Below are 19,125 nucleotides of genomic sequence, written 5' to 3'. Positions count from 1 at the left end.
ACGGCGGCGGCGTCCCGGCCGATCATCGGGAGGGCCCGCCGGTGGTCCCGGCCTCGGGCCGGGGCGCCGGCGGCGCCCCGGGAGACCAGATCCGACCGCTGACTGGACCTGCCCGCCGCCGAGACGCGGCTTACCATCTGCGGATGGAGATCCTCACCGAACGGTTGATCGCCGTCGCCTCGAGGCAGCGAGGGCAGTTCACCCGCGCGCAGGCGATCGCCTCCGGGACGACTCCGGCAGGCCTCGATCACCTCCAGGCGGCGGGAATCGTCGATCGCGTGACCGCCGAGGTCCTGCGTCTGCGGTCGGTGGAACCTCACCCCTTCCCCGGGCTCTACGCGCACTGGTTGATGCTCGACCCCCTGCGCCCCGCATGGACGCGGCACGCGCCGGAGTGCGGGGTGGTGTCACACCGCTCGGCCCTCGTCCTGTTCGGCGTGGCCGGTCCCGCCGAGGCGGCCGTCGAGTTCATCCTGCCGTCACGGCCGGCCGCGGCCACCGCCCGTCCCACGGTCGTACGAGTCGCCGCCCTGTCCCCCGAGGACTGGCGGGAAGAGGAGGGTCTGCCCGTCACGACACCGGCCCGGACGCTGACAGACCTGGCGGTCGATGTCGGTCTCTCCCTGCGGGAGCTCGGCCGGGTCGCGGAAGCCTTCCTCCAGCGAGGGCTGACCGACAGCGAGGAGCTGTCGGAAGCCTTGGACGCCCACGTACCCGGTGATGGAGGACATGCCAGGGGCAGCGACTACCTGACCGTGATACTGGCCGCGGCCAAGGCCGACGGCAGGCGGTGAGGAACGGGCCGGGCGCGGGGAGCCGTGTTCTCCTCCCTTTTACGGGAGTCGCCTGATGGGAGGACGACAGCCGGGCGACAGGACCATGAAATAGCCGCGCTGGATGCTGCCTCACAGACAATCCCGCTCCAGGAAAGGGGTTCTCATGGACCTCGGCAAGGTTGAGGCCTTCAACCAGCAGATCGCTCAGGAATCACTCGGCGCGAGCCTGACCCTGTCCAATTACCTCGGCGATCGGCTCGGGCTGTTTCGCGCCATGGCGGGAGTCGGTCTCCTCACCAGCGAGGCACTGGCCGAACGCACCGGCCTGGCGGAGAGATACGTGCGCGAGTGGCTGGCGACGCAGAGTGTGGCAGGCCATATCGACTACGACGCCGAGAGCGGCGCGTTCGCGCTGCCGGATGAGCACGCCGCCGTACTCGCCGACGACACCTCACCCGCCTCCTGCTCCGGAGAGGTGGAGGTGGTGGCCGCCATGTGGTTGTCCGCCGACCGCGTCGCGCAGGCTTTCCGCACCGGTCAGGGCGTCGGCTGGCATGAGCACGACGCGCGGCTGCTCACCGGAATCACTCGCTTTTTCTCCCCGCTCTATCAGATGTCACTCCTTGAGGAGTGGTTGCCCGCCCTGGACGGCGTCGTCGACCGGCTGCGCGGCGGTGCGCACGTCCTGGACGTGGGGTGCGGGCACGGCACATCGACGATTCTCATGGCCGAGGCGTTCCCCGCCTCCCGCTTCGAGGGCACCGACTACCATGCCGGGCTGATCCAGACCGCAAACGAGGCCGCGGTCAAGGCGGGCGTGGAGAACCGGGTGCACTTCCACGCCGCGGACGCCGCCGACGACATGGCGGGCCCTTGGGATCTGATCTGCTTCTTCGACGCCCTGCACGACATGGGCGACCCGGTGAGCGCCGCTCGTCAGGCTCTGGCCGCCCTGGCCGACGACGGCACGCTGCTGGTGGTCGAGCCCGCCGCGGCCGACAAGCTGGAAGACCGGATCGGCAATCCGGTCTCGATGAGTTACTACGCCTCCTCGACCGTGCTGTGCGTGCCCAACTCGCTGTCGCAGCATCCCGGCCTGGGGCTTGGCGCGCAGGCGGGATACGAAGCGATACGAGCCGTCCTCACCGAAGCCGGATTCGGATCCGTACGGCTGGTCCTGACCACCGAGTACAACCTGGTCATCGAAGCGCGCAGATAGCCTCCCCTCCGGTGATCGCCGCGTGATCTCGACGGGGAGAGTGGCGCCAGTCGTTCCTCTTCTGGCGCCACTTGGTGATCAGCCGCCCATGACGCTCCGAAGGCGAGATCGCGAAGCCGCGACCGCCGCCAGAGGTCCTACGGACGAATCTCGTAGACCAGGTTGAACGGCGTCTGGGCGGCCCGCCGGAATCGGGTGAAGCCCGCCTCGACCATCACCTGGCGGATCGCCGCCTCGCCGGCCTGGGCTCCCAGCGCGTAGCCGACCGGCTGGGAGAGGCCGTTGGGCACGCAGAGGAACGTGGAGGAGCTGTAGTACAGCCGGCCCACCGGGTTGAAGTTCTCCTCGACCTTGTCGGAGGCGAACGGCTCCACCAGCAGCCAGGTGCCGTCGGGGGCGAGCGCCTCGCGCACCCGCCGGGCGGCCCCGACCGGGTCGCCCATGTCGTGCAGGGCGTCGAACATCGTCACCAGGTCGTAGTTCGTGCCGGTGAAGGTCTGGGCGGTGGCCACCTCGAAGCTGACCCGGTCACCGACCCCGGCATCGGTGGCCCGCTTGCGCGCCAGCTCGATCGATTCGGTGTGATAGTCCGAGCCGACGACGGTGCTGCGCAGGTACGCCTCGGCCATGAGGATCGACGACGAGCCGAGGCCACATCCGAGGTCGGCCACTCGCCCTCCGGCGGCCAGCTTCGCGTCGACCCCTTCGAGCGCCGGAATCCAGCTCGGGACGAGCTCGGCGACATAGCCGGGCCTGAAGAACGCGTCGGATCCAACAGAGACGTCCTGGTTGTGCTCATGCCAGCCGAAACCGCCGCCGGTGCGGAAAGCCTCGGTGATCTGCGGCTCGGCGCGCAGCGCGCCCAGAGAGGCGAGGAACGCGGTCGCCATGTTCGGCCCGTTGGGGTCGGCCAGGCAGAACGCCTGCTCCGGGGTGAGCGAGAACTCACCGGTCGCCGGATCGTAGCTGACATAGCCGCCGGCCGCCTGACCCCGCAGCCATTCGGTGAGATAGCGTGGGTGGCATCCGGTCCGCTCGGCGAACTGCTCGGGCGTCGCCGGACCCTGCGCGAGGGCAGAGTAGAGACCGAGCCGGTGACCGACCACCACCGAGCCGGCGGCAGAGGTCGCTCCCAGATCGGCCACGAACTTACCCATGAACTCCATGACCTTGCCATGGTCCATTTGAGATCTCCCTATCTGTCTCGCCGGCTCGTGCCGGTCTTGATCTGTCCCGCCGGCTCGTGCCGGTCTCAAAAGAGTCGGCGACCGATCTCTCACGGCCCTTACACGCGGTTGCTTAGCGCTGACAGTGCTGAGAGACTTCCGTTTCGTCCTCATCGCGGTCATGCTTCACACCGGAGGTGCACGATGGCGGTTGAGCACAAGCCGCCGTCGGTTCGAGTGGACGTGCTGGGACCGCTGCGGCTGACCGTCGGCGGCACCCCGGTCGACGTGCCAGGCCCGAAACGGCGTGCGATCCTCGCGCTACTGGCGCTCGCCGAAGGCCGGACGGTGACGATCGATCACCTCATGGACGCGCTGTGGCCGTCGGAGGTGCCGGAGTCGGGGCGTCAGGCGCTGCACACTCACGTATCCCGGCTACGCGGGCACCTCGGACCCGCCGCCTCCCAGCTGGAGACGCGGCACGACGGCTACCGGCTGGACCTGGGGCGCGGTGAGCTCGATCTGACACAGGCGCGGGCGCTGCTGGCCACGGCACGCAACAGTGCCCATCAGGACCCGGCCGGAGCCCTCGCCCTGCTGCGGGAGGCGTACACGCTCTGGCGAGGATCGGTTCTCGCCGACCTCACCGACATCATGCCGATCGCCACCGCGGTCGAGGGGTGCGCCCAGCTGCGACGTGATGTCGTGAACGCGCTGATCGACACCGCCATCGCCGCCGGCGAGGCCAACACGATCCTCAGCCTCGCCTCCGCCTCTCTGGCCGCCGACCCGCTACGCGAACCTCCGGTCCTATCGCTGATGCGCGCCCTGGCGGCGACCGGGCAGGCTCCGGAGGCGCTCCGCGTCGGACGCGAATACCGGCACCGGCTCGCTGACGAGACCGGCCTCGACCCCTCACCGGCGCTGGGCGAGCTCGAACGTGACATCATCAGCGGCACCGCCGGTCCGGCACCCACCCGGCGGGAGTCGCCCACTCGGCCGACCACACGGCTGATCGGCCGTGACGCGCAGATCGCGGCACTGCACCGGCTCCTCGCCACCGAACGGCTGGTCACACTCACCGGACCCGGTGGAGTCGGCAAGACACGGGTCGCCTTGGAGGTCGCACGCCAGATCGAGATGGCGACGGTTGTGCTTCTGGCACCGGTCACGGATCCCGCCGCCATCTCGCACGCGCTGGCCACGGCCCTGAACCTGAAGATCGTCCGGGGTGATGTCCTCTCGGCCTGCATCTCGGTCCTGGGTGACCGCCAGGGGGTGCTGGTGATCGACAACTGTGAGCACGTGCTCGACGCGGTCCGTGACACGGTCAGCATGATCCTGTCCTCATGCCCCCAGCTCTCGATACTGGCCACCAGCCGCGAACCCCTCGGGCTCGCCGCCGAATACGCCTCACGGCTGGCAGCGCTTCCACTGCCCGGCCCCGACCAGGACTTGCCGCGAGTCCCGTCCGTGGCGCTCTTCCTCGACCGGGCCAGCCGGGTCCGCCCCGGTTCACCGCTGACTCCGGCGGAGTTGCGTACCGTGGCCGAGATCGTGCGTCGGCTGGATGGGATGCCCCTGGCCATCGAACTCGCCGCCGGCCGGCTGTCCACGTTCTCCCTGGCCGATCTCCATCGCCGGCTCGATCGCTCGCTCGACCTGCTCGGCGGCGGCCGGCCGAGCGGGGACTCCCGGCACCGGACGCTGCGCGCGACCATCGAGTGGTCCTACCAGCTCCTCACGGAAAAGGAGCAGTGCCTGTTCCGGCACCTGTCGGTCTTCGTCGACGGCGTCGACCTCGACACCGCCGAGCGGCTCGCCGGCGACCTGGATCTGAGAGGTGACCCCGGAAGCGTCCTCGCCCGGCTCGTCGACACCTCGATGGTCAACGTCGACTTCGAAGGTGGCACCCGATATCGCATGCTGGAGACGCTCCGGGCGTTCGGCGTCGATCGGCTGGAGGCCGCCGGCGAGGACAAGGCCGCCGCCGAACGCCTGCTCAGGTGGGCCGTCGAGCTGACCGAGTGGATCGGCGCCGCCATGACGACCGAGCGCGAGCCCGAGGCCGATGCCGTCCTGCGCCGGGAGCTGCCGAACCTCCGGGCGGCGTGGCGGCTGGCACGCCGCCCGGGACCGCTTGACGACGCGGCCGCGATGGTCGTCGCGCTCTTCTACGCGGTCGCGTACCGCGATCTCATCGAGATAAGGGACTGGGCCGAGGAACTCGCCGGCGATCCGGCGCTCTCGTCCCACTCACTTGCCGCCCAGGTCCTCGGCACGGCTGCGGAAGCCGCCTACCACCGAGGTGACTATCGCCGGGCCGACCAGCTCGCCCGCAGAGGACTCGAGCTCGCGACCGACGACATCGGGTCATGGTTCTGTCTGACGCCACTGGCCGTAGCCGCCTCGGCGCGCGGGGCTTACTCCGACACCGTCGAGCACTCCCTCTCCGCGGCCGCCCTCACCAGTATGCCGAGCGAGCATCTCGGGGTCGCGGCCCTCGTGACCGCCTATACGGGGGATCTGGACGAGGCTCGAAAACTGCACGCCCAAGGGGTCACCAGCGCCGTATCGCCCACGATGCTCTCGTGGAGCGCCTACGTGGCCGGAGAGATCGAGAGTTCCGCCGGACACACCGAACTGGCTGAGCACCATTACATCCGTTCCATCGCCCTCGCCCGCACTTCCGGCGCAGCTTTTCTCGTCGGTATCGCTACCGTCGGATTGCTCTCGGTGCGGGCCGCTGCAGACCGTGTTCACGAGGTGTTGAACGGATATCGCGAAGTGATCGATTACTTCGCGCGCACGGGCAACTGGACCCACCTGTGGGTCACTCTGCGCAACCTCGCGGAGTTGCTGCGCCGGCTCGGCGACGACGAGCCGGCGGCTCAGCTCGAAGCCGCTGCCGATCAGGCCCCGGATGCTCCCGCCGTCGCCTCCTCCCCCACCGGAGAGCAGTTCCTGAACCGCGTCCCGGGCTCCGCGGTGACGAGCCGGAAGGCCGTCCTCGACATCGCCAGGCAGGCGATCGAACGCAACCTCACTCGATCGTGACGGTTTCGGGTCCGGAGTGGCGCTCGGCGATGGGGTGAAGCAGGCGCTCGATGAACGACTCCTCACCAACCCACTCGGTGTAGCGATCGGCGCCTATCGCGGTGATGAGTCCGGCCGTCTGGGTCTCCTGCGCCGCCAGCGCGCGGACTTTGCGTGCCGCGATATCCGGGTCCAGCACCACGTTGACCGTCAGCCGCTCCTCGGGTGCGGTGATCGGATACCCCGGAGGGTAGATGCCCAGGCTGTCGTTGAGGGCACTCCAGCGCGATATCCGCCGTTCGGCGGCTATGGGGTACAGCAACCGCGCTCCAGCGGGAGCGGCCAGATCAAAGGCCGTGGTGGCCCAGGCCGAGACCGTCCGGTGGTCGGGGTGACCGGTGACACCGTCCGGGCCGAAGGTCAGGACGGTGTCCGGGCGAACCCGCTCGATCACGTCGCACAGCTGGGCGATCGCGTCCGACGCTCGTGCCGCCGCGCATTCGCCGTCCCGGTAGTCGAGCCAGTGGTGCTCAGTGACCCCGAGAATGTCCAGGCAGCGCGCCAGCTCGTCCGTGCGCGCCGCGGCCAGCCGGTGCGGCGGCCACGCCACCGGGTCGTCCGTGCCGAGCTCGCCCCGGGTCGCCGTCACACACACCACCCGCGATCCACTGTCACGAGCCATCGCCATCAGGCCACCGGACAGGTATGCCTCGTCGTCGGGATGGGCCCAGATCCCCAAGATGGTGCCCAGGTCCTCGACACCGGACGTGTTCTTGATCATGGTCGAACCTCCTGACTCAAGAGCCCGTGCAGGACCAGCCCAGCGCCGCAGCAAGCGGCGGTGAGCATCCACAGCGAGCCGATTCCGGCCGCGTCGATGAGGAGACCACCGAACAACGCGCCGGCCGCGAAACCGAAATTGTTCGCCGAGCTGTTCAGGGCGAGCACATAGGACACGGACGCCGAACGCAGCCCGATCAAACGATGCTGCTGCGCCGGGACGAATCCCCAGACCGCGACCCCCCAGACGAACATGACGGCGACGATGCCCGCGACCGTCGTGGCCACGAGCGGGAGCACCACGAAAGTCATGATCAACGTGGCCACCGAGAGCGGCACCATCCGGCGGCTGCCATACCGGTCGGCGGCGACCCCGCCACACCAGGTACCCACCAGGCCTCCGAGGCCGAACACCCCGATGAACAGGCCGAGCTCGGCCGGGCCGACCGTATCCTCCAGGAGCAGTGGCAGGTAGGTGTACGTGCCACTTGAGGCCGCCAACACCAGGAACGACACACCGAGTGCTCCGGCGACGGCCCGGGAAGGTATGAGGCGCGATCCCTCCCACACCTTCGAACCGATGACCCCGGACCCTATACCGCTGAGCGACACACCGATGAGGGTGACCGTCGCGAACACGGCGACCAGCCCGAACGCCGCCCGCCACGAGAACATCGCCGACAACAGCACGCCCAGCGGGGCGCCCAGCACCATCGCGATCGACGAGCCGCCCAGGAGCAGGCCGAGCGCACGGCCCCGATGGCTCGGCGACACCGCCGCGACGGCCGTCGCACCCGCCGCCGGCAGGTACACCGCCGCGGCGAGTGCGCTCATCGCCTGGCCCGCGAGCAGAACGGGAAACGTCGGCGCCACCGCCGATATCAGGTTGAACAGCCCGAACAGCACCAATGACCCGATCAGCACCGGCCGCAGCGACCGTGCTCCAAGGAGAGCCGTGAGCAGCACCGTGCCGATCGCGTACGTCAGCGCGAACACCGTCACGGTCAATCCGGCGACTCCGACGGTGATCTTGAAATCACCTGCGATGGCACCGAGTACCCCGGCCCCGACATATATGTCGGTACCGATCGCGAACGTACCGATCCCGAGTGTCGCGACCGACGCCCATCTGCCCCACCCCTTGTCAGGGGTGGGGCCCATCCTTTCCATTACCGCCGTACTGGCGGCCTCATCGTGCATCTCGCTCTCCCCACTTGTGTGAAGTCCGATCATCGGGCCGAGCTCTCTCAGGACGCTGTCGCGGCGCTGTCATGCTCCGTGTACGCCATGCGGCGGTAATGGAATCGGTGTGAGACATCGGCGTCAGCGGGACGCGTCCGGGGCAGCGGTCGAAGTCCCCGAGTCCGGTACGGCCTCGCCGGGGACGCAGTGGTGGAGGACGGCGTCCCGCGCCTTCCGGCGAACCAGGCGCGAAGAGATCAAAGACATGTGCGCGCTTCGGTCGCTCCGGTCGCTCCGGTCGCTCAGGGGACTTTTGGGGGCTCCAGGTGAGCGGGTGGGTTCGGTCGCTTCAGTCGCTTCGGTAGCTGCTCTGCTCGTTGACGTATCCGCAGGTCAGAGGGTTTTACTGATGAAGACAGCGACTGAAGCGACTCAAAATAGATGTTCCTTTCCACGCGAACGTATGCTCCTGGAGCGCTGATAAGTGGGACCTTGAGTCGCTTCGGTCGCTTTCCCACCCGTAACAGCGCTCTGACCTGCGGTTATGTACAGCGACTCAGCCTCAGCGACCGAACCTCTCCCAGTCGCTGGAGCCCCGGTCAGTCGCTGGAGCCCCGGTTATCCCGGCAAGCCGGCATCCCGGCAGGATCCGCGGGAACTTTTTTCCACGATGACGATCACTGGCTTCGGTCGCTCCGGTCGCTCCGGTCGCTCAGGGGACTTTTGGGGGCTCCAGGTGAGCGGGTGGGTTCGGTCGCTTCAGTCGCTTCGGTAGCTGCTCTGCTCGTTGACGTATCCGCAGGTCAGAGGGTTTTACTGATGAAGACAGCGACTGAAGCGACTCAAAATAGATGTTCCTTTCCACGCGAACGTATGCTCCTGGAGCGCTGATAAGTGGGACCTTGAGTCGCTTCGGTCGCTTTCCCACCCGTAACAGCGCTCTGACCTGCGGTTATGTACAGCGACTCAGCCTCAGCGACCGAACCTCTCCCAGTCGCTGGAGCCCCGGTCAGTCGCTGAGGCGTATTTCTCTCATCAGGTCATCGCCACGCGGGCTCTTCCACCACTCGCAGCCACACCTTCGCTACTCTTGCTCAACATGTTTGGTAGTTCAGTCGCTTCGGTCGCTCCGGAGGGAACTGCTCGGCTTGCGGACAGTACGGTGAGGCGGCGACTGAGAACCCTTGATCAACGGTGCACACGGAAGCGAAGGACCAGCGTGACTTCCGCCACCCCCAGCGGCCTCTCCCCCGACAGCACATCTCAACAGACGCTCGCCGTAGCTCGATGGTGCGCCGCGCAGGGGTGGCCCGTTCACCCCCTGGCGATGGGACGCAAAACCCCGGCGGGTAACTGTCCTGCCTGCCGTGTTCACGGCCACAGCCCCGCAGGATGTCCCTGTCTTCCAGCCGGACGCTGGTGCCACGGTTTCCTCGCCGCCACACTCGACGAGGACCTGATCGCCTCATGGTGGGGAACCCACCCCCAGCTCGGTGTGGGAGTCGCCTGCGGCCCGGCAGGACTCGTCGTCCTGGACATCGACGCCCACCCCGGCGCGGTTCCTTCCCGGGATCGTGTCCTGCCGGGAATCTCGATCGACGACCGTGTCGACCTCACGGGGCTGGCCACGGGCTTCGACAGCCTGGCCCTGCTCGCGGCCCTCCGAGGAGCTCAGGACCCGGCGCAGGACGCCTCCACCTTGCGTGTACGGACGCCCTCAGGCGGCCTGCACGTGTGGTACCGGAGCGAGGCGGACCGCTGGCTGTGCTCGGTGGGATCGGGGACCGGCACCGGTCGCGCGCTGGCCTGGCAGGTGGACATCCGTGCGGCGGGCGGTTACATCATCGCGCCGGGTACCCGAACCCGGGACGGGACTTACACCATGCTGGGCCGGTGCCGTCAGCCTGCTCCGCTCCCCGCTTGGCTCGCCCAGGAACTCGGCAGGACCGGGCATGTACGATCTCCCCAGGCTCAGGCGCCGTCGGCACTGTCATCGCCGGTGCCGGCTCGCGCGCGACAGGCCATCATCAACATGGGTGGGGGCCGCTCCCAGGCGGAGCGAGCGCTTCATACCGTACTGGCGGAAGTCGTGGCCTGCGCCGAGGTTCCGGCGGGCGCGGGCTTCACGGCCAAGCTCAACCGGGCCGCCTACACCGCGGGCGGGCTGGTCGCCTCCGGCTACTTCACCGAAACGGAGGCGGAACGACTCTTGACCGAAGCAGCCGTCCATGCCCGTCCGGGCCAAGAACGCCGATGCTCCTCTATCATTCGCAACGGTCTGGTCGCCGGGGGTAAGCGGCCACTCCAGCTCAAAGGACGTGCATGACCTCCTCCAGCGGTGCCGCCCGCTTCGACCCGGTCGCGGTGGCCCAACAAATAATCGATTTCTCCGCCAACGGCACGTCACCGCCTCAGAACACGGTTGACGCGACCTCTTTTGCCACCGATCATGGCCTGCTGCCCGACACCTTGACCGACCGGGGCAACGCCAAACTGTTCGTCGCGCTCTATGGCAAGGACTTCAAGCATGTGCCAGGTCTGGGCTGGTACCGGTGGACGGGATCTCGCTGGCAGCTGGACGAAAGCAAGACCATCATGTGGTCTGTTGGGGAGATGGCCGAGAACATCGCCTCCACCGACCCCCGGGGAGTCCATACGGACTCGGCTCTTCGCCGTCACCGCTCGCATGCCCTGTCCACCTCCGGGATGAACGCGTTACTTCAGCAAGCCAAGGCGGCCCCGGGAATGGTCCTGGAGGCGTCTCTCCTCGACGCGGACCCCTACGCGCTGTGCACCCCTGACGGCGTCGTGGACCTCAGGACAGGTGTCCTCACCCAGCCCGACCCCGCTCGGCACTTCCACTCACGTTCGGCGACGGTGAGCCCCCTGCAGATGCCCACTCCCCGGTGGGAACGCTTTCTCGTCGACACCTTCGGTGCCGACGCCGAGGGGCGGCAGACCATCGACTTCCTTCACCTCCTGCTCGGCTACTCCATCACCGGTGATGTCGGAGGCCAGGTCCTGCCCTTCCTGTTCGGGGCCGGAAAGAACGGCAAATCCGTCCTGCTCGAGGTGATGCTCCATCTGCTGGGTGACTACAGTGATGCCGCCCCGCCAGGTTTTCTCATGGCACGAACCTTCGACGGTCATCCCACGGACCTGGCCGAGCTCCACGGCCGGCGGATCATCGTCTGCTCCGAACTCAAACCGGGTGATCGCTTCGACGAGGGCCGGGTGAAACAGCTGACCGGTGGAGACCGGATCAAGGCCCGCAGAATGCGCCAGGACTTCTTCAGTTTCAACCCCACTCACCATCTGTGGCTGCTGGGCAACCACAGACCAGAGGTGAGCGCCGGAGGGTTCAGTTTCTGGCGCAGAATCCGCTTGATTCCTTTCAACCGTGTCGTGCCGGAAGAGCGCAAGATCGATAACCTGGCCAGTGTGCTGGTCCGTGAAGAGGGTCCGGGTATCCTTCATTGGCTCGTCGAGGGTGCGCGGCGTTACCTCGGCGGCGACCGTGACCTCAGCGGTCCCCAGCGTGTCCGCATAGCCACCGACGCCTACGCCCAGACAGAAGATCACATGGGACGCTTTCTCACCGAGGCATGCACATTGGAGCCGGGCCTTCGCGCGGAACAGGCGCAACTTTACGCGGCCTACGCGCGTTGGTGCAGTTTCGAAGGTGCCAGCCCGGTTAGCGCACGCGCCTTCGCCGCTCGTGTCCGCGAAGCGGTAGGCCTGTCCTCCCCTACCGAAATGTTGCTGTCCAACTCCCGTAAGTACTACCCGGGAATCGGACTGTCTGACCCGCATGCCGAGGAGTCCCAACGGTGAGTGCGCTGATCACGCCCGCAGATCTCACCCACGAGATCGAGATCAAGTGGTTGGAGGACATCGAGCCTCTCGACTATGTCCGCCAAACTCTGGACCGACTGCCCAGCCGTCGCAGTAAACCGGCCTACCACCGCGACGGCCGTATGGTCGGTTACGCCATCCTGGACAAGGACGCCAAAAGCTCCCCGGCCTCGGGAACCTTCCGCCGCCGGGTGTTCTGGCTTCTCCCCCACGATCGCGATTTGCAGCCCGAGGGCACCTACGCCACGGGCGCGCCCTCAGAGGCCATAGACCCTCGAACCCTGGCTCCCAAACTGGTGGGCTACAAGACCGAACGCTCCGAGGGAGGCCCGGCCTCTCAAGCGATGATCGAGATCGGACGAACCCTGCCCAAGACCTGAGCACCCCGGTCTTGACGTGCGAGAAGGGTTCTGACGACCGAGGTGTCTCCGTTTCGTCGACGAAACGGAGACACAAGCACTGTAGTGACCCTCCGCGATGCGGGCGCTGCCACCTCGTGTTCCCAAGGGCTCGCGTCTCTTCGGGAACACGAGGGTTTGAGAGCGATTTCCGCGGCATGGGCCGCGTGGCTGCTCCTCCAACAGATGATCTTTCAATACTCTATTGAAATGCCCCCCAAGCGTCAGCCGGATGTCAGTATCAGAGCAGGTCAAGAAGCTGTCGAGCGCATCATGGATCGTCGCAGGGCCTGTGAGGATCCTGATCTGGAGGAGCTCGAGACGATCGGTGACGAGGAGCCCGTCGGACTTCTGCGTCATGTCGTGAATCACAGGCGCGTCCCCGAGTCCGTTCTCGCCGATGACGTGATCGACGGCCTGTGGGTGTTGGGCTATGTCCGTTGCCACGTTCCCGCCCTGCCCACGGTGCTCGACGGCCTTGAGTTCGAGCTCATAGAGATGGGCTACGGGCTGAGAGTCACCGGCATCGCCATGGCGAAACCACTGAACCTGCGTTCCGCGCAAGCGGTGGACGAACGCTACAAACGCGAGCGTGCCGCCCGCCAAGGACTTCCGCGTCGCGCCAGTGCGGAACGAGAGGCTCGGCTTCGACCCCGCCCACGCCGCAGAAGCCAAGAGGAGGCATGGTACGACCGGAATGCCCTGTCGCTCTGGCAGGCGGCCGGGGAGCTCGCCCACTACCGCAAGACCCACCCCGAGCTCATCGACGATGACCTGGCAGAAGACCTCGCCCATCTGCACGAGGACGTACAGGCGGTCCACTGGCCTCTCAACGCCGCGATCTTCTCCACGCTGCGCAGTATCGGAGCTCGAGTGAGGCTACTCCTGGCCGATCTGAACGGCCAGGAGTACGCGGTTCTCCGGAAGGAACTCGGGGAACTCCTCCCCCGCCTCTCCGATCTCGCCACGGCTCAGCTGGCCGTACTCGACGACTGATGAGATCAGCGTTTCGTCGGCGAAACAGTTCGTCACACCCAGATCTGCTTGATGGCCTTGGCCGCGGCGGTGAACTCCTGAGCGGGCTTGGAGTCAGGCCCCAGCCAGTAGTGGACAGGTTCCTGGGCCTCCACCGACTCGGCCACGTTCACGCTCTCGGAGATGGTGGGCAGCAGCATGCCGTCGAAATACGACGTCAGCCCGTCGAGGATGTCGATGTAGAACTGGCCGCGGTTCTTCATCGTGCCGTTGATCAGGACGTACGCCAGCTCGGCGGACCCCCCGGAGAAGCGGAACGTCTCCTGCGCCCCACGGATGTTGGCGCGCAGGAGCTCCAGCGTGTCCTCGTCCTTGGAGTCGGGCTTCACCGCCCCGACGATGAAGTCGCACGCGGCCAGGAGCGTGGCCTCCAGCGTGTCGTAGGTTCCACGGAAATCCACCACAAGGACGTCGAGCAGCCCCTCGGGCAGGCCGTAGACGGCGCGCCTGAGCCAGTCGTTGTTCGCCGCCGGCAGCCGAGGGGAGCGGATGTCGTCCGACGCCTGGGCCATCTCGCGCGACCCGAGCACGAGCCACAGATTTTCGATCACCTCGAACGAGTCGTCATCGTCGCCGATGGGACGGTCCAGGTTGTTGTCGATCCGCGTTCTGGCCGGGACCATCGCCTCCTGAAGGGTGGCCCGGTCATGAAGAACCTCGTACACGTTCGGCATCGTGCTGAGACGGGCGTACACCTCTTCCGCGCGTTCGGGGAAGTCCTTCTTGCGTGTGACGCCATACCCGCAGTAACAGGAGCAGGCCATCGTCTGGTCGGCGTCCAGCAGGGCGACCTTTCTGCCCTCCCTGGCTATCGCGACGGCCAAGTTGACCGCGCTGGTCGTCTTCCGTGTGCCGCCGCCTTCATTCGCCACACCGAAGACGATCGGTCCGTTCGGATAACGTCGCTGAAAGGTCACTGTTCACTCCGGGGGGAGTCGGGTTGCGTCGGCTGAGCCCGCAGGAAAGCGGCTTCTTCGGGAGTCGGCTCGTAGCCGGCGTGATGGACAAGCTCCCGCAGATAAGCCGCCTGGGGCTCGGCCCAGGTCTCGGGGGAGTCCGCACGGAGCCGCATTTCGACGACGACGAGTGCGACGGCGTCGGCGATCCTCACCAGCGACGAAGGATCGTCACCGCTGGACAGGCTCTCAAGGTAAGCGGTTCTGGACGCGGGGGAGGCCGCGGAGCTCTCGTGCGCGTCGAATCCGGCGAGGGAGATCGCGACCGTCAGATACTGAGCGCTGACACTGGAGATGAGTGCCGTCGCGAGACGACCGGTGATCTCGTCGGGTGCTTTGTAGGATCGAGCGGCGATGAGGCGCTGACCGGCTGAAAGCCGTGCCGCGGTTTCCTGGCGAACTCTGCGCCGTTTCGCCGGCGAAACGGCGTCGGCCGAGGCGCCGGAACGTTTCGCCGGCGAGAGCGATGACACCGGGGGAGTGGTGAGAGTGTGTTCCGGCTCGCCACGACCTTCCGCGTCCAGGTGTTTCGTCGACGAAACACCATCATCCAGAGCCGCAGGCGGTGAGGTGGATTCGCCCGGCGTCCTCGACTGCGGTGCGTTCTCCGCCTCTTCGGCGTCTTCCACCCGTGCCGGGACAGCCGCCTGCGGGGAAGGCTCGTCCGCGGTGACGTCGGTGAGCCTCTTGACCACCTGCTGAGCGCTGAGCCCGTTGGCGCGCATGGTGGCGTACGCCTGTTCGATCAACTCCGGGTTGTCGCCGAGCTGTGTCAACAGGTAGTAGGCGGGTTCGACGCCCAGCTCACCTCGATGGATCGCCATGCGGGCGGGACCGGGTGGGGTGTCCGGTCCCGGCGGGAAGTCCTTGTACAGGCGAACGCGCTTGGAGATCTTGGTCTTGTTGGAGGCCACGTTTTCCGGAGCCTCCCCCAGCTCCGCGGCGATCTCGGCGTACGACATGCCTCGCTCGCTCATGATGCGGGCGTACAGCTTTCCCTCCTGCAACGGGCTGAAGTTGGCGCGATGCTGGTTCTCCGACAGGAACGCGAAGTCACCTCGGCTGAGAATCGAGTCGCGCAGGACGACGGTCATCTCCTCGTCGCCGTTGGCGAGGTGACTGCGGTAGCGCCGCTCACCGGCGATGAGAACAAAGTCGATCTTCTCGAGCTGTTCGCCGAACCTGTCCGCGTCTTCGGGCCACGTCTCCAGATAGCGGGCGATCGTGCAGACGACGCCGTCCTGTATCTGCCCCACGGAGCGAACGTTGCGGGAGAACTGCTTGAAGTCCTCCGCCTCCCACTCCCACTCCTCTCTCACGTTGCGTGGAGAGGGCGCGATCCTTGAAAGCTTGGCCGGAAAACGGGTTCCTTCGACGACGACCAGGGAGGCCTGGATGCTGAGGGCCGCCGTGGGTCGCGGCGCGTCAGTCGGGCGTCCCTGCTTGGTGGCACCTGCCTTACCGCGCGGCATCGCTCACCTCCTTCAAGGTCGGTGCCGTTTCGTCGCCGAAACGGCTGGGGGTTCCACGCCTCCGGCGCGGCCGAGTGTGAGACATGAAGCTGTTACCTTCATCCAACGAGCGACACTTAGGACTTAGGACATGATGATGGCAGCTGTTGCGTCCTGAGGAGTGCTGCGAGGCTCGCGGGTCGCGAGTTGAGGCCCATACCGTTTCGTCGGCGAAACGATGCCGCCTCTTTGGCCGACCAGCGGGCGCCCTTGGATCGACGTGCCGTCGCTGTCCTGGCGGGGACGTGGCAGACAGCGCTGCGGCGGTGTCGACACCGCGCGATCGTGAGACCGGTCCTCATGAAGGGCGTCTGGTCTCCCCGCCGTCGCCCATGCCGTGGAAATCCGCTGGAACTGGAGTGGCGCGGCGGAGCGTAGTGCTCGGCGAGACGGCTCGGCACGATCGAGCCGCTGAGAACGATCGAAGTATGGAGGAACGATGAAACGCCCTCTCCCCGCCCTGCTCGGCATGGTGGCGATCGGTATCGCCGCCCTCGTGGTCGGCGCCGGCGCGGCGCACGCCGACGATCCTTGGCCTGACCCGTTCGTGAAGAGCGCCGGCGATGCCGTGGTCGTTCTCGACGACCCGTGGCCGGACCCGTTCTAGTCGCCCTCGACCGTCTCGAACGTCACAGGAGAGCTTTGACGATCCCTGGCGGGATCGGGACATCCTTGGCGTAGAGCGGGTCATCGATGTGTGAGGGGCGTCTCTCGTCGCGGGAGGCGCCTCTTCACGTCTCCCGGCGAGCCACCGGGAGCGACCTCCAGGGCCGGTCGGGCCCGGAGACCGGAACCGTTTCGCCGACGAAACGGGTGGCGAGGCCGAGGGGCGGGGTGACGATCGTGGTCGGTCTCGCCGTTCGCCGTGGTGCCCGGCCGGTCCCCTGATCTCGGGTGTCCGGCGAGGCGGGTCACGCCGAGGACGTGCCGTGCCGGCCGGTGCTATTGATCTTGAGCCGAGTGGTGACCGCTATGTAGAGCGCGTCGAGCACGGGGCAGTGGTCGTCCACCGAGGCCGCGAGCCGCCGGTAGCGATCGGGGCTTTCCGGGCCTGTCAGGGTCACCTCGGAGTGGATGTGCCCGAAACTTTGCTCGGTGTCGTCGAGTTCGCCGTGAGGGCCGCGCATGCTGACATCACATGACAGGCGAACCTGCACATCGTCCACCGGAATTCCCAGTTTTCCGGCCAGCATCCGGTACGTCGCGACCGTGGAGGCACCCAGTGCCGCGAGAAGGTGCTGGATCGGGGAGGCGCCGGCGTCGTCTCCCCCCAGCGAGGAGGGTTCGTCGACGACGAACTCGTGCCCGCTGGTCCGGACCGATACCTGCGTCTTCGACCCCGGTCTGGAACGAGCCTCGACCTCCACTTTCATGGCGTCGGGCGCGGAATGCCGCACGGTGGCGAGAGGGTGGCTGTTCATCGGTGTCACGCTGCCTTCGATCGGAGAGAAAGCCTCTTTAGCGATACGTGGCGCGTGGTGGTCGAGTTCCGTGGTTCAACCGTTCCCATGCCCCCGCCGGAGGGGTGGAACGAAGCGGTCACGTCCGGCGCCTCCGCCGGAAGGAGTGGATGTCCCGCGGACCACGTCGTGCGCTGCCGGGGGAATCCACTCCCTCCAGCGGAGGGACGAGATGCTTGAGTGCGATCGAGGGCCTTACGGGCAGGTGGGCTCTGATCCGGAGGCGAGGGTGAGAAGGGCGGCGCGGTCAATCTTCGTGCCCATGCGCCAGATCTGATCGATGTCGCGGATGTCGTCGATGTCGGTGGTGGGGTCTCCGTTCACCAGAACCATGTCCGCCAGCTTGCCGTCGGCGATCGAGCCGCGGTCACCGAGCTGCCAGTGGGTCGCCGGGACGGACGTCGCCGAGCGCATGGCCTCCAGTGGCGTCAAGCCCGCGTCCACCAGGAGCTGCAGGTCGCGAAGCAGGGTCGCGCCCATGGCGGTCTTGGGCACCGGAGCGTCACTGCCGGCGAGGATCGGCACGCCGGCCTCGTGCAGGTAGCCGACCGACTCCTTGGGAGTGGCGTACTCCCAGGCGTCGGTGAAGCCGGGAGGATTGTCCGCCTCCAGGATGGCGGTGGCACCCGGGGTCAGCCAGGGCTCCATCAACGGGTCGTCGAGGGGTTCGTCGCCGTACGTGAAGCCGTCGGCGGTCTGCTCGACGGCGAGGGTGGGGATGAGGAAGGCCTCCTTGTACAGCATGAGCTGACGGAGCGCCACGCCGGCGACCTCGTCGACCGGGGCGTGTGCGAGACCGTCGGCGCCGAGCGCCACGGCGAGTTCCGCGTCGGAGCGTTTGGTGCTGTGCACCACGGCGACCTTGCCGTTGTCATGGGCGGCCTTGGCCACGGCGTGGACGACGCCCAGGCCGATCTGAGGGACCGGGGCCGGTGCCCCCCACAGGCTCAGGTCCTCGCGGATGATTTTGATGTGATGAGCGCCCTCGGCGATGCGGTCGGCGACGAAGTCGTCCGCTTCGGAGGGGTGGGAGATGGTCGGCCTGCCGGGTTCGGCGTGCCCGCCCGCGGCGGTGGCCGCCGCGATGGCGGGGAAGAGGTACGCGCGGTCGGGGGAGGGCCCGGCGCACTGCTGGAACTGGGTGACGGCCAGGGGTTCGTGCTGTCCCATCACGGAGGTGACGCCGAACAGCAGTGACTCGCTGAGCATGTTGACGGTCAGGGGGTGGGCGTGAGAGTCGATCAGGCCGGGCAGGAGGGTCTTGCCCGAGCCGTTGATCACCGTGGCGCCCGGTGGCGCGGAGATGCTGGAGGCGACGTCGAGGATGGTGGTCCCGTTGGTGAGCACGTCCATGGAGGCCGTCACCGACACGCCGTCGAACAGGCGGACGTTGTCGATCAGGTAAGAGGCGGTCGTACTGGAGGCGGGTGTGGCGGGGGACTCCATAACGATGATCGTCGTGGCGACTGTCAGGGCTGCGGCCAAGCGTAACTTCGCCGACCTTCGTTTCACGCGCATGATGACTCCACCGAATCGGATCGTTGGAAGCGGCCGAAAAGCCGCTTCCCAAGCGGTACGAGTCCCACCGCGATACCAGTTCACCGGGCCGGGATGTTCGTCGAGTCATCTGCTCTCGCCGCCTTCTCCAAGAGGCGGACGGTCGCGTCGCGTGTTCGACGCGACGCGGGCGTGTTTTTTACTGTCAGCCCGCACCGGCATATGCCGTGCTTGTCAGCGATGACTGTTTTCGG

At 67.1% G+C, this 19,125-nt stretch carries 15 protein-coding genes; 8 read left to right on the top strand and 7 right to left on the bottom strand.

What is annotated here, in order from left to right; translation table 11 throughout:
* Positions 1-143 precede the first annotated feature (143 nt).
* Positions 144-794: a hypothetical protein gene (locus ACTOQ1_RS39305; protein ID WP_440073291.1), complete on the top strand. Its 651-nt coding sequence runs from the start codon at positions 144-146 to the stop codon at positions 792-794.
* Between the two features lie 145 nt (positions 795-939).
* Positions 940-1,995, top strand: a complete 1,056-nt coding sequence (locus ACTOQ1_RS39300; protein WP_440073290.1) for a class I SAM-dependent methyltransferase — start codon at positions 940-942, stop codon at positions 1,993-1,995.
* A 137-nt stretch (positions 1,996-2,132) separates the two neighbouring features.
* On the opposite strand, the gene ACTOQ1_RS39295 is transcribed toward ACTOQ1_RS39300, so the two are convergent.
* Positions 2,133-3,179: a class I SAM-dependent methyltransferase gene (locus ACTOQ1_RS39295; RefSeq protein WP_440073288.1), complete on the bottom strand. Its 1,047-nt coding sequence runs from the start codon at positions 3,177-3,179 to the stop codon at positions 2,133-2,135.
* A 186-nt stretch (positions 3,180-3,365) separates the two neighbouring features.
* On the opposite strand from ACTOQ1_RS39295, the gene ACTOQ1_RS39290 reads away from it, so the two are divergent.
* Positions 3,366-6,218 carry a BTAD domain-containing putative transcriptional regulator gene (locus ACTOQ1_RS39290; protein WP_440073286.1) on the top strand — a complete coding sequence of 951 codons (2,853 nt, stop codon included), beginning with the start codon at positions 3,366-3,368 and terminating at the stop codon, positions 6,216-6,218.
* Here ACTOQ1_RS39290 and ACTOQ1_RS39285 read toward each other — a convergent pair.
* A complete protein-coding gene (locus ACTOQ1_RS39285) occupies positions 6,205-6,978 on the bottom strand; it encodes a PIG-L deacetylase family protein (protein WP_440073284.1) in 774 nt (257 codons plus the stop codon). The two genes, ACTOQ1_RS39290 and ACTOQ1_RS39285, sit on opposite strands and share 14 nt — an antisense overlap.
* A complete protein-coding gene (locus ACTOQ1_RS39280) occupies positions 6,975-8,177 on the bottom strand; it encodes an MFS transporter (protein WP_440073282.1) in 1,203 nt (400 codons plus the stop codon). The genes ACTOQ1_RS39285 and ACTOQ1_RS39280 overlap by 4 nt, the downstream gene beginning before the upstream one ends.
* A gap of 1,081 nt (positions 8,178-9,258) precedes the next feature.
* Here ACTOQ1_RS39280 and ACTOQ1_RS39275 point away from each other — a divergent pair.
* The 4 genes from ACTOQ1_RS39275 to ACTOQ1_RS39260 all read left to right on the top strand — a co-directional run bounded on the left by ACTOQ1_RS39275 (position 9,259) and on the right by ACTOQ1_RS39260 (position 13,408).
* Positions 9,259-10,485 (top strand): bifunctional DNA primase/polymerase, encoded by a 1,227-nt coding sequence (locus ACTOQ1_RS39275; RefSeq protein WP_440073303.1) that lies wholly within the window; start codon positions 9,259-9,261, stop codon positions 10,483-10,485.
* Positions 10,482-11,993 (top strand): DNA primase family protein, encoded by a 1,512-nt coding sequence (locus ACTOQ1_RS39270; protein WP_440073280.1) that lies wholly within the window; start codon positions 10,482-10,484, stop codon positions 11,991-11,993. The genes ACTOQ1_RS39275 and ACTOQ1_RS39270 overlap by 4 nt, the downstream gene beginning before the upstream one ends.
* Positions 11,990-12,394, top strand: a complete 405-nt coding sequence (locus tag ACTOQ1_RS39265) for a DUF6009 family protein (protein WP_440073278.1) — start codon at positions 11,990-11,992, stop codon at positions 12,392-12,394. Before ACTOQ1_RS39270 ends, ACTOQ1_RS39265 begins: the two co-directional genes overlap by 4 nt.
* A 204-nt stretch (positions 12,395-12,598) precedes the next feature.
* Positions 12,599-13,408: a hypothetical protein gene (locus tag ACTOQ1_RS39260; RefSeq protein WP_440073276.1), complete on the top strand. Its 810-nt coding sequence runs from the start codon at positions 12,599-12,601 to the stop codon at positions 13,406-13,408.
* 32 nt (positions 13,409-13,440) lie between these two features.
* On the opposite strand, the gene ACTOQ1_RS39255 is transcribed toward ACTOQ1_RS39260, so the two are convergent.
* Both ACTOQ1_RS39255 and ACTOQ1_RS39250 read right to left on the bottom strand, forming a co-directional pair.
* On the bottom strand, positions 13,441-14,319 hold the full coding sequence (locus tag ACTOQ1_RS39255; RefSeq protein ID WP_440073274.1) for a ParA family protein: 879 nt from the start codon (positions 14,317-14,319) through the stop codon (positions 13,441-13,443).
* 41 nt (positions 14,320-14,360) lie between these two features.
* Complete coding sequence (locus ACTOQ1_RS39250; RefSeq protein ID WP_440073272.1) at positions 14,361-15,875, bottom strand: ParB/RepB/Spo0J family partition protein; 1,515 nt, start codon at positions 15,873-15,875, stop codon at positions 14,361-14,363.
* Positions 15,876-16,353: 478 nt separating this feature from the next.
* Here ACTOQ1_RS39250 and ACTOQ1_RS39245 point away from each other — a divergent pair, with 478 nt between their 5' ends.
* Positions 16,354-16,521 (top strand): hypothetical protein, encoded by a 168-nt coding sequence (locus tag ACTOQ1_RS39245; protein WP_440073270.1) that lies wholly within the window; start codon positions 16,354-16,356, stop codon positions 16,519-16,521.
* A gap of 304 nt (positions 16,522-16,825) precedes the next feature.
* Here the strand turns inward: ACTOQ1_RS39245 and ACTOQ1_RS39240 are convergent, their stop codons facing one another.
* Together ACTOQ1_RS39240 and ACTOQ1_RS39235 are read right to left on the bottom strand one after the other, a co-directional pair.
* Positions 16,826-17,335: an OsmC family protein gene (locus ACTOQ1_RS39240; RefSeq protein ID WP_440073269.1), complete on the bottom strand. Its 510-nt coding sequence runs from the start codon at positions 17,333-17,335 to the stop codon at positions 16,826-16,828.
* 234 nt (positions 17,336-17,569) lie between these two features.
* On the bottom strand, positions 17,570-18,820 hold the full coding sequence (locus tag ACTOQ1_RS39235; protein WP_440073267.1) for an amidohydrolase family protein: 1,251 nt from the start codon (positions 18,818-18,820) through the stop codon (positions 17,570-17,572).
* Positions 18,821-19,125: the final 305 nt, after the last annotated feature.

Origin of the sequence: Streptosporangium sp. OZ121 (assembly GCF_051918885.1) — a bacterium.
Lineage (GTDB): Bacteria > Actinomycetota > Actinomycetes > Streptosporangiales > Streptosporangiaceae > Streptosporangium.
The sequence above is the reverse complement of the archived record's forward strand: the minus strand, read 5'-3'. Positions and strand labels throughout refer to the sequence as shown.

Excerpts from the sequence above, each read along its gene's own strand:
- ACTOQ1_RS39270 (WP_440073280.1), top strand. The coding sequence starts at position 10,482 with ATGACCTCCTCCAGCGGTGCCGCCCGCTTCGACCCGGTCGCGGTGGCC.
- ACTOQ1_RS39240 (WP_440073269.1), bottom strand. The coding sequence starts at position 17,335 with ATGAACAGCCACCCTCTCGCCACCGTGCGGCATTCCGCGCCCGACGCC.
- ACTOQ1_RS39285 (WP_440073284.1), bottom strand. The coding sequence starts at position 6,978 with ATGATCAAGAACACGTCCGGTGTCGAGGACCTGGGCACCATCTTGGGG.
- ACTOQ1_RS39260 (WP_440073276.1), top strand. The coding sequence starts at position 12,599 with ATGATCTTTCAATACTCTATTGAAATGCCCCCCAAGCGTCAGCCGGAT.
- ACTOQ1_RS39245 (WP_440073270.1), top strand. The coding sequence starts at position 16,354 with ATGAAACGCCCTCTCCCCGCCCTGCTCGGCATGGTGGCGATCGGTATC.
- ACTOQ1_RS39250 (WP_440073272.1), bottom strand. The coding sequence starts at position 15,875 with ATGCCGCGCGGTAAGGCAGGTGCCACCAAGCAGGGACGCCCGACTGAC.
- ACTOQ1_RS39280 (WP_440073282.1), bottom strand. The coding sequence starts at position 8,177 with ATGCACGATGAGGCCGCCAGTACGGCGGTAATGGAAAGGATGGGCCCC.
- ACTOQ1_RS39305 (WP_440073291.1), top strand. The coding sequence starts at position 144 with ATGGAGATCCTCACCGAACGGTTGATCGCCGTCGCCTCGAGGCAGCGA.
- ACTOQ1_RS39275 (WP_440073303.1), top strand. The coding sequence starts at position 9,259 with ATGTTTGGTAGTTCAGTCGCTTCGGTCGCTCCGGAGGGAACTGCTCGG.
- ACTOQ1_RS39290 (WP_440073286.1), top strand. The coding sequence starts at position 3,366 with ATGGCGGTTGAGCACAAGCCGCCGTCGGTTCGAGTGGACGTGCTGGGA.
- ACTOQ1_RS39300 (WP_440073290.1), top strand. The coding sequence starts at position 940 with ATGGACCTCGGCAAGGTTGAGGCCTTCAACCAGCAGATCGCTCAGGAA.
- ACTOQ1_RS39295 (WP_440073288.1), bottom strand. The coding sequence starts at position 3,179 with ATGGACCATGGCAAGGTCATGGAGTTCATGGGTAAGTTCGTGGCCGAT.
- ACTOQ1_RS39235 (WP_440073267.1), bottom strand. The coding sequence starts at position 18,820 with ATGGAGTCCCCCGCCACACCCGCCTCCAGTACGACCGCCTCTTACCTG.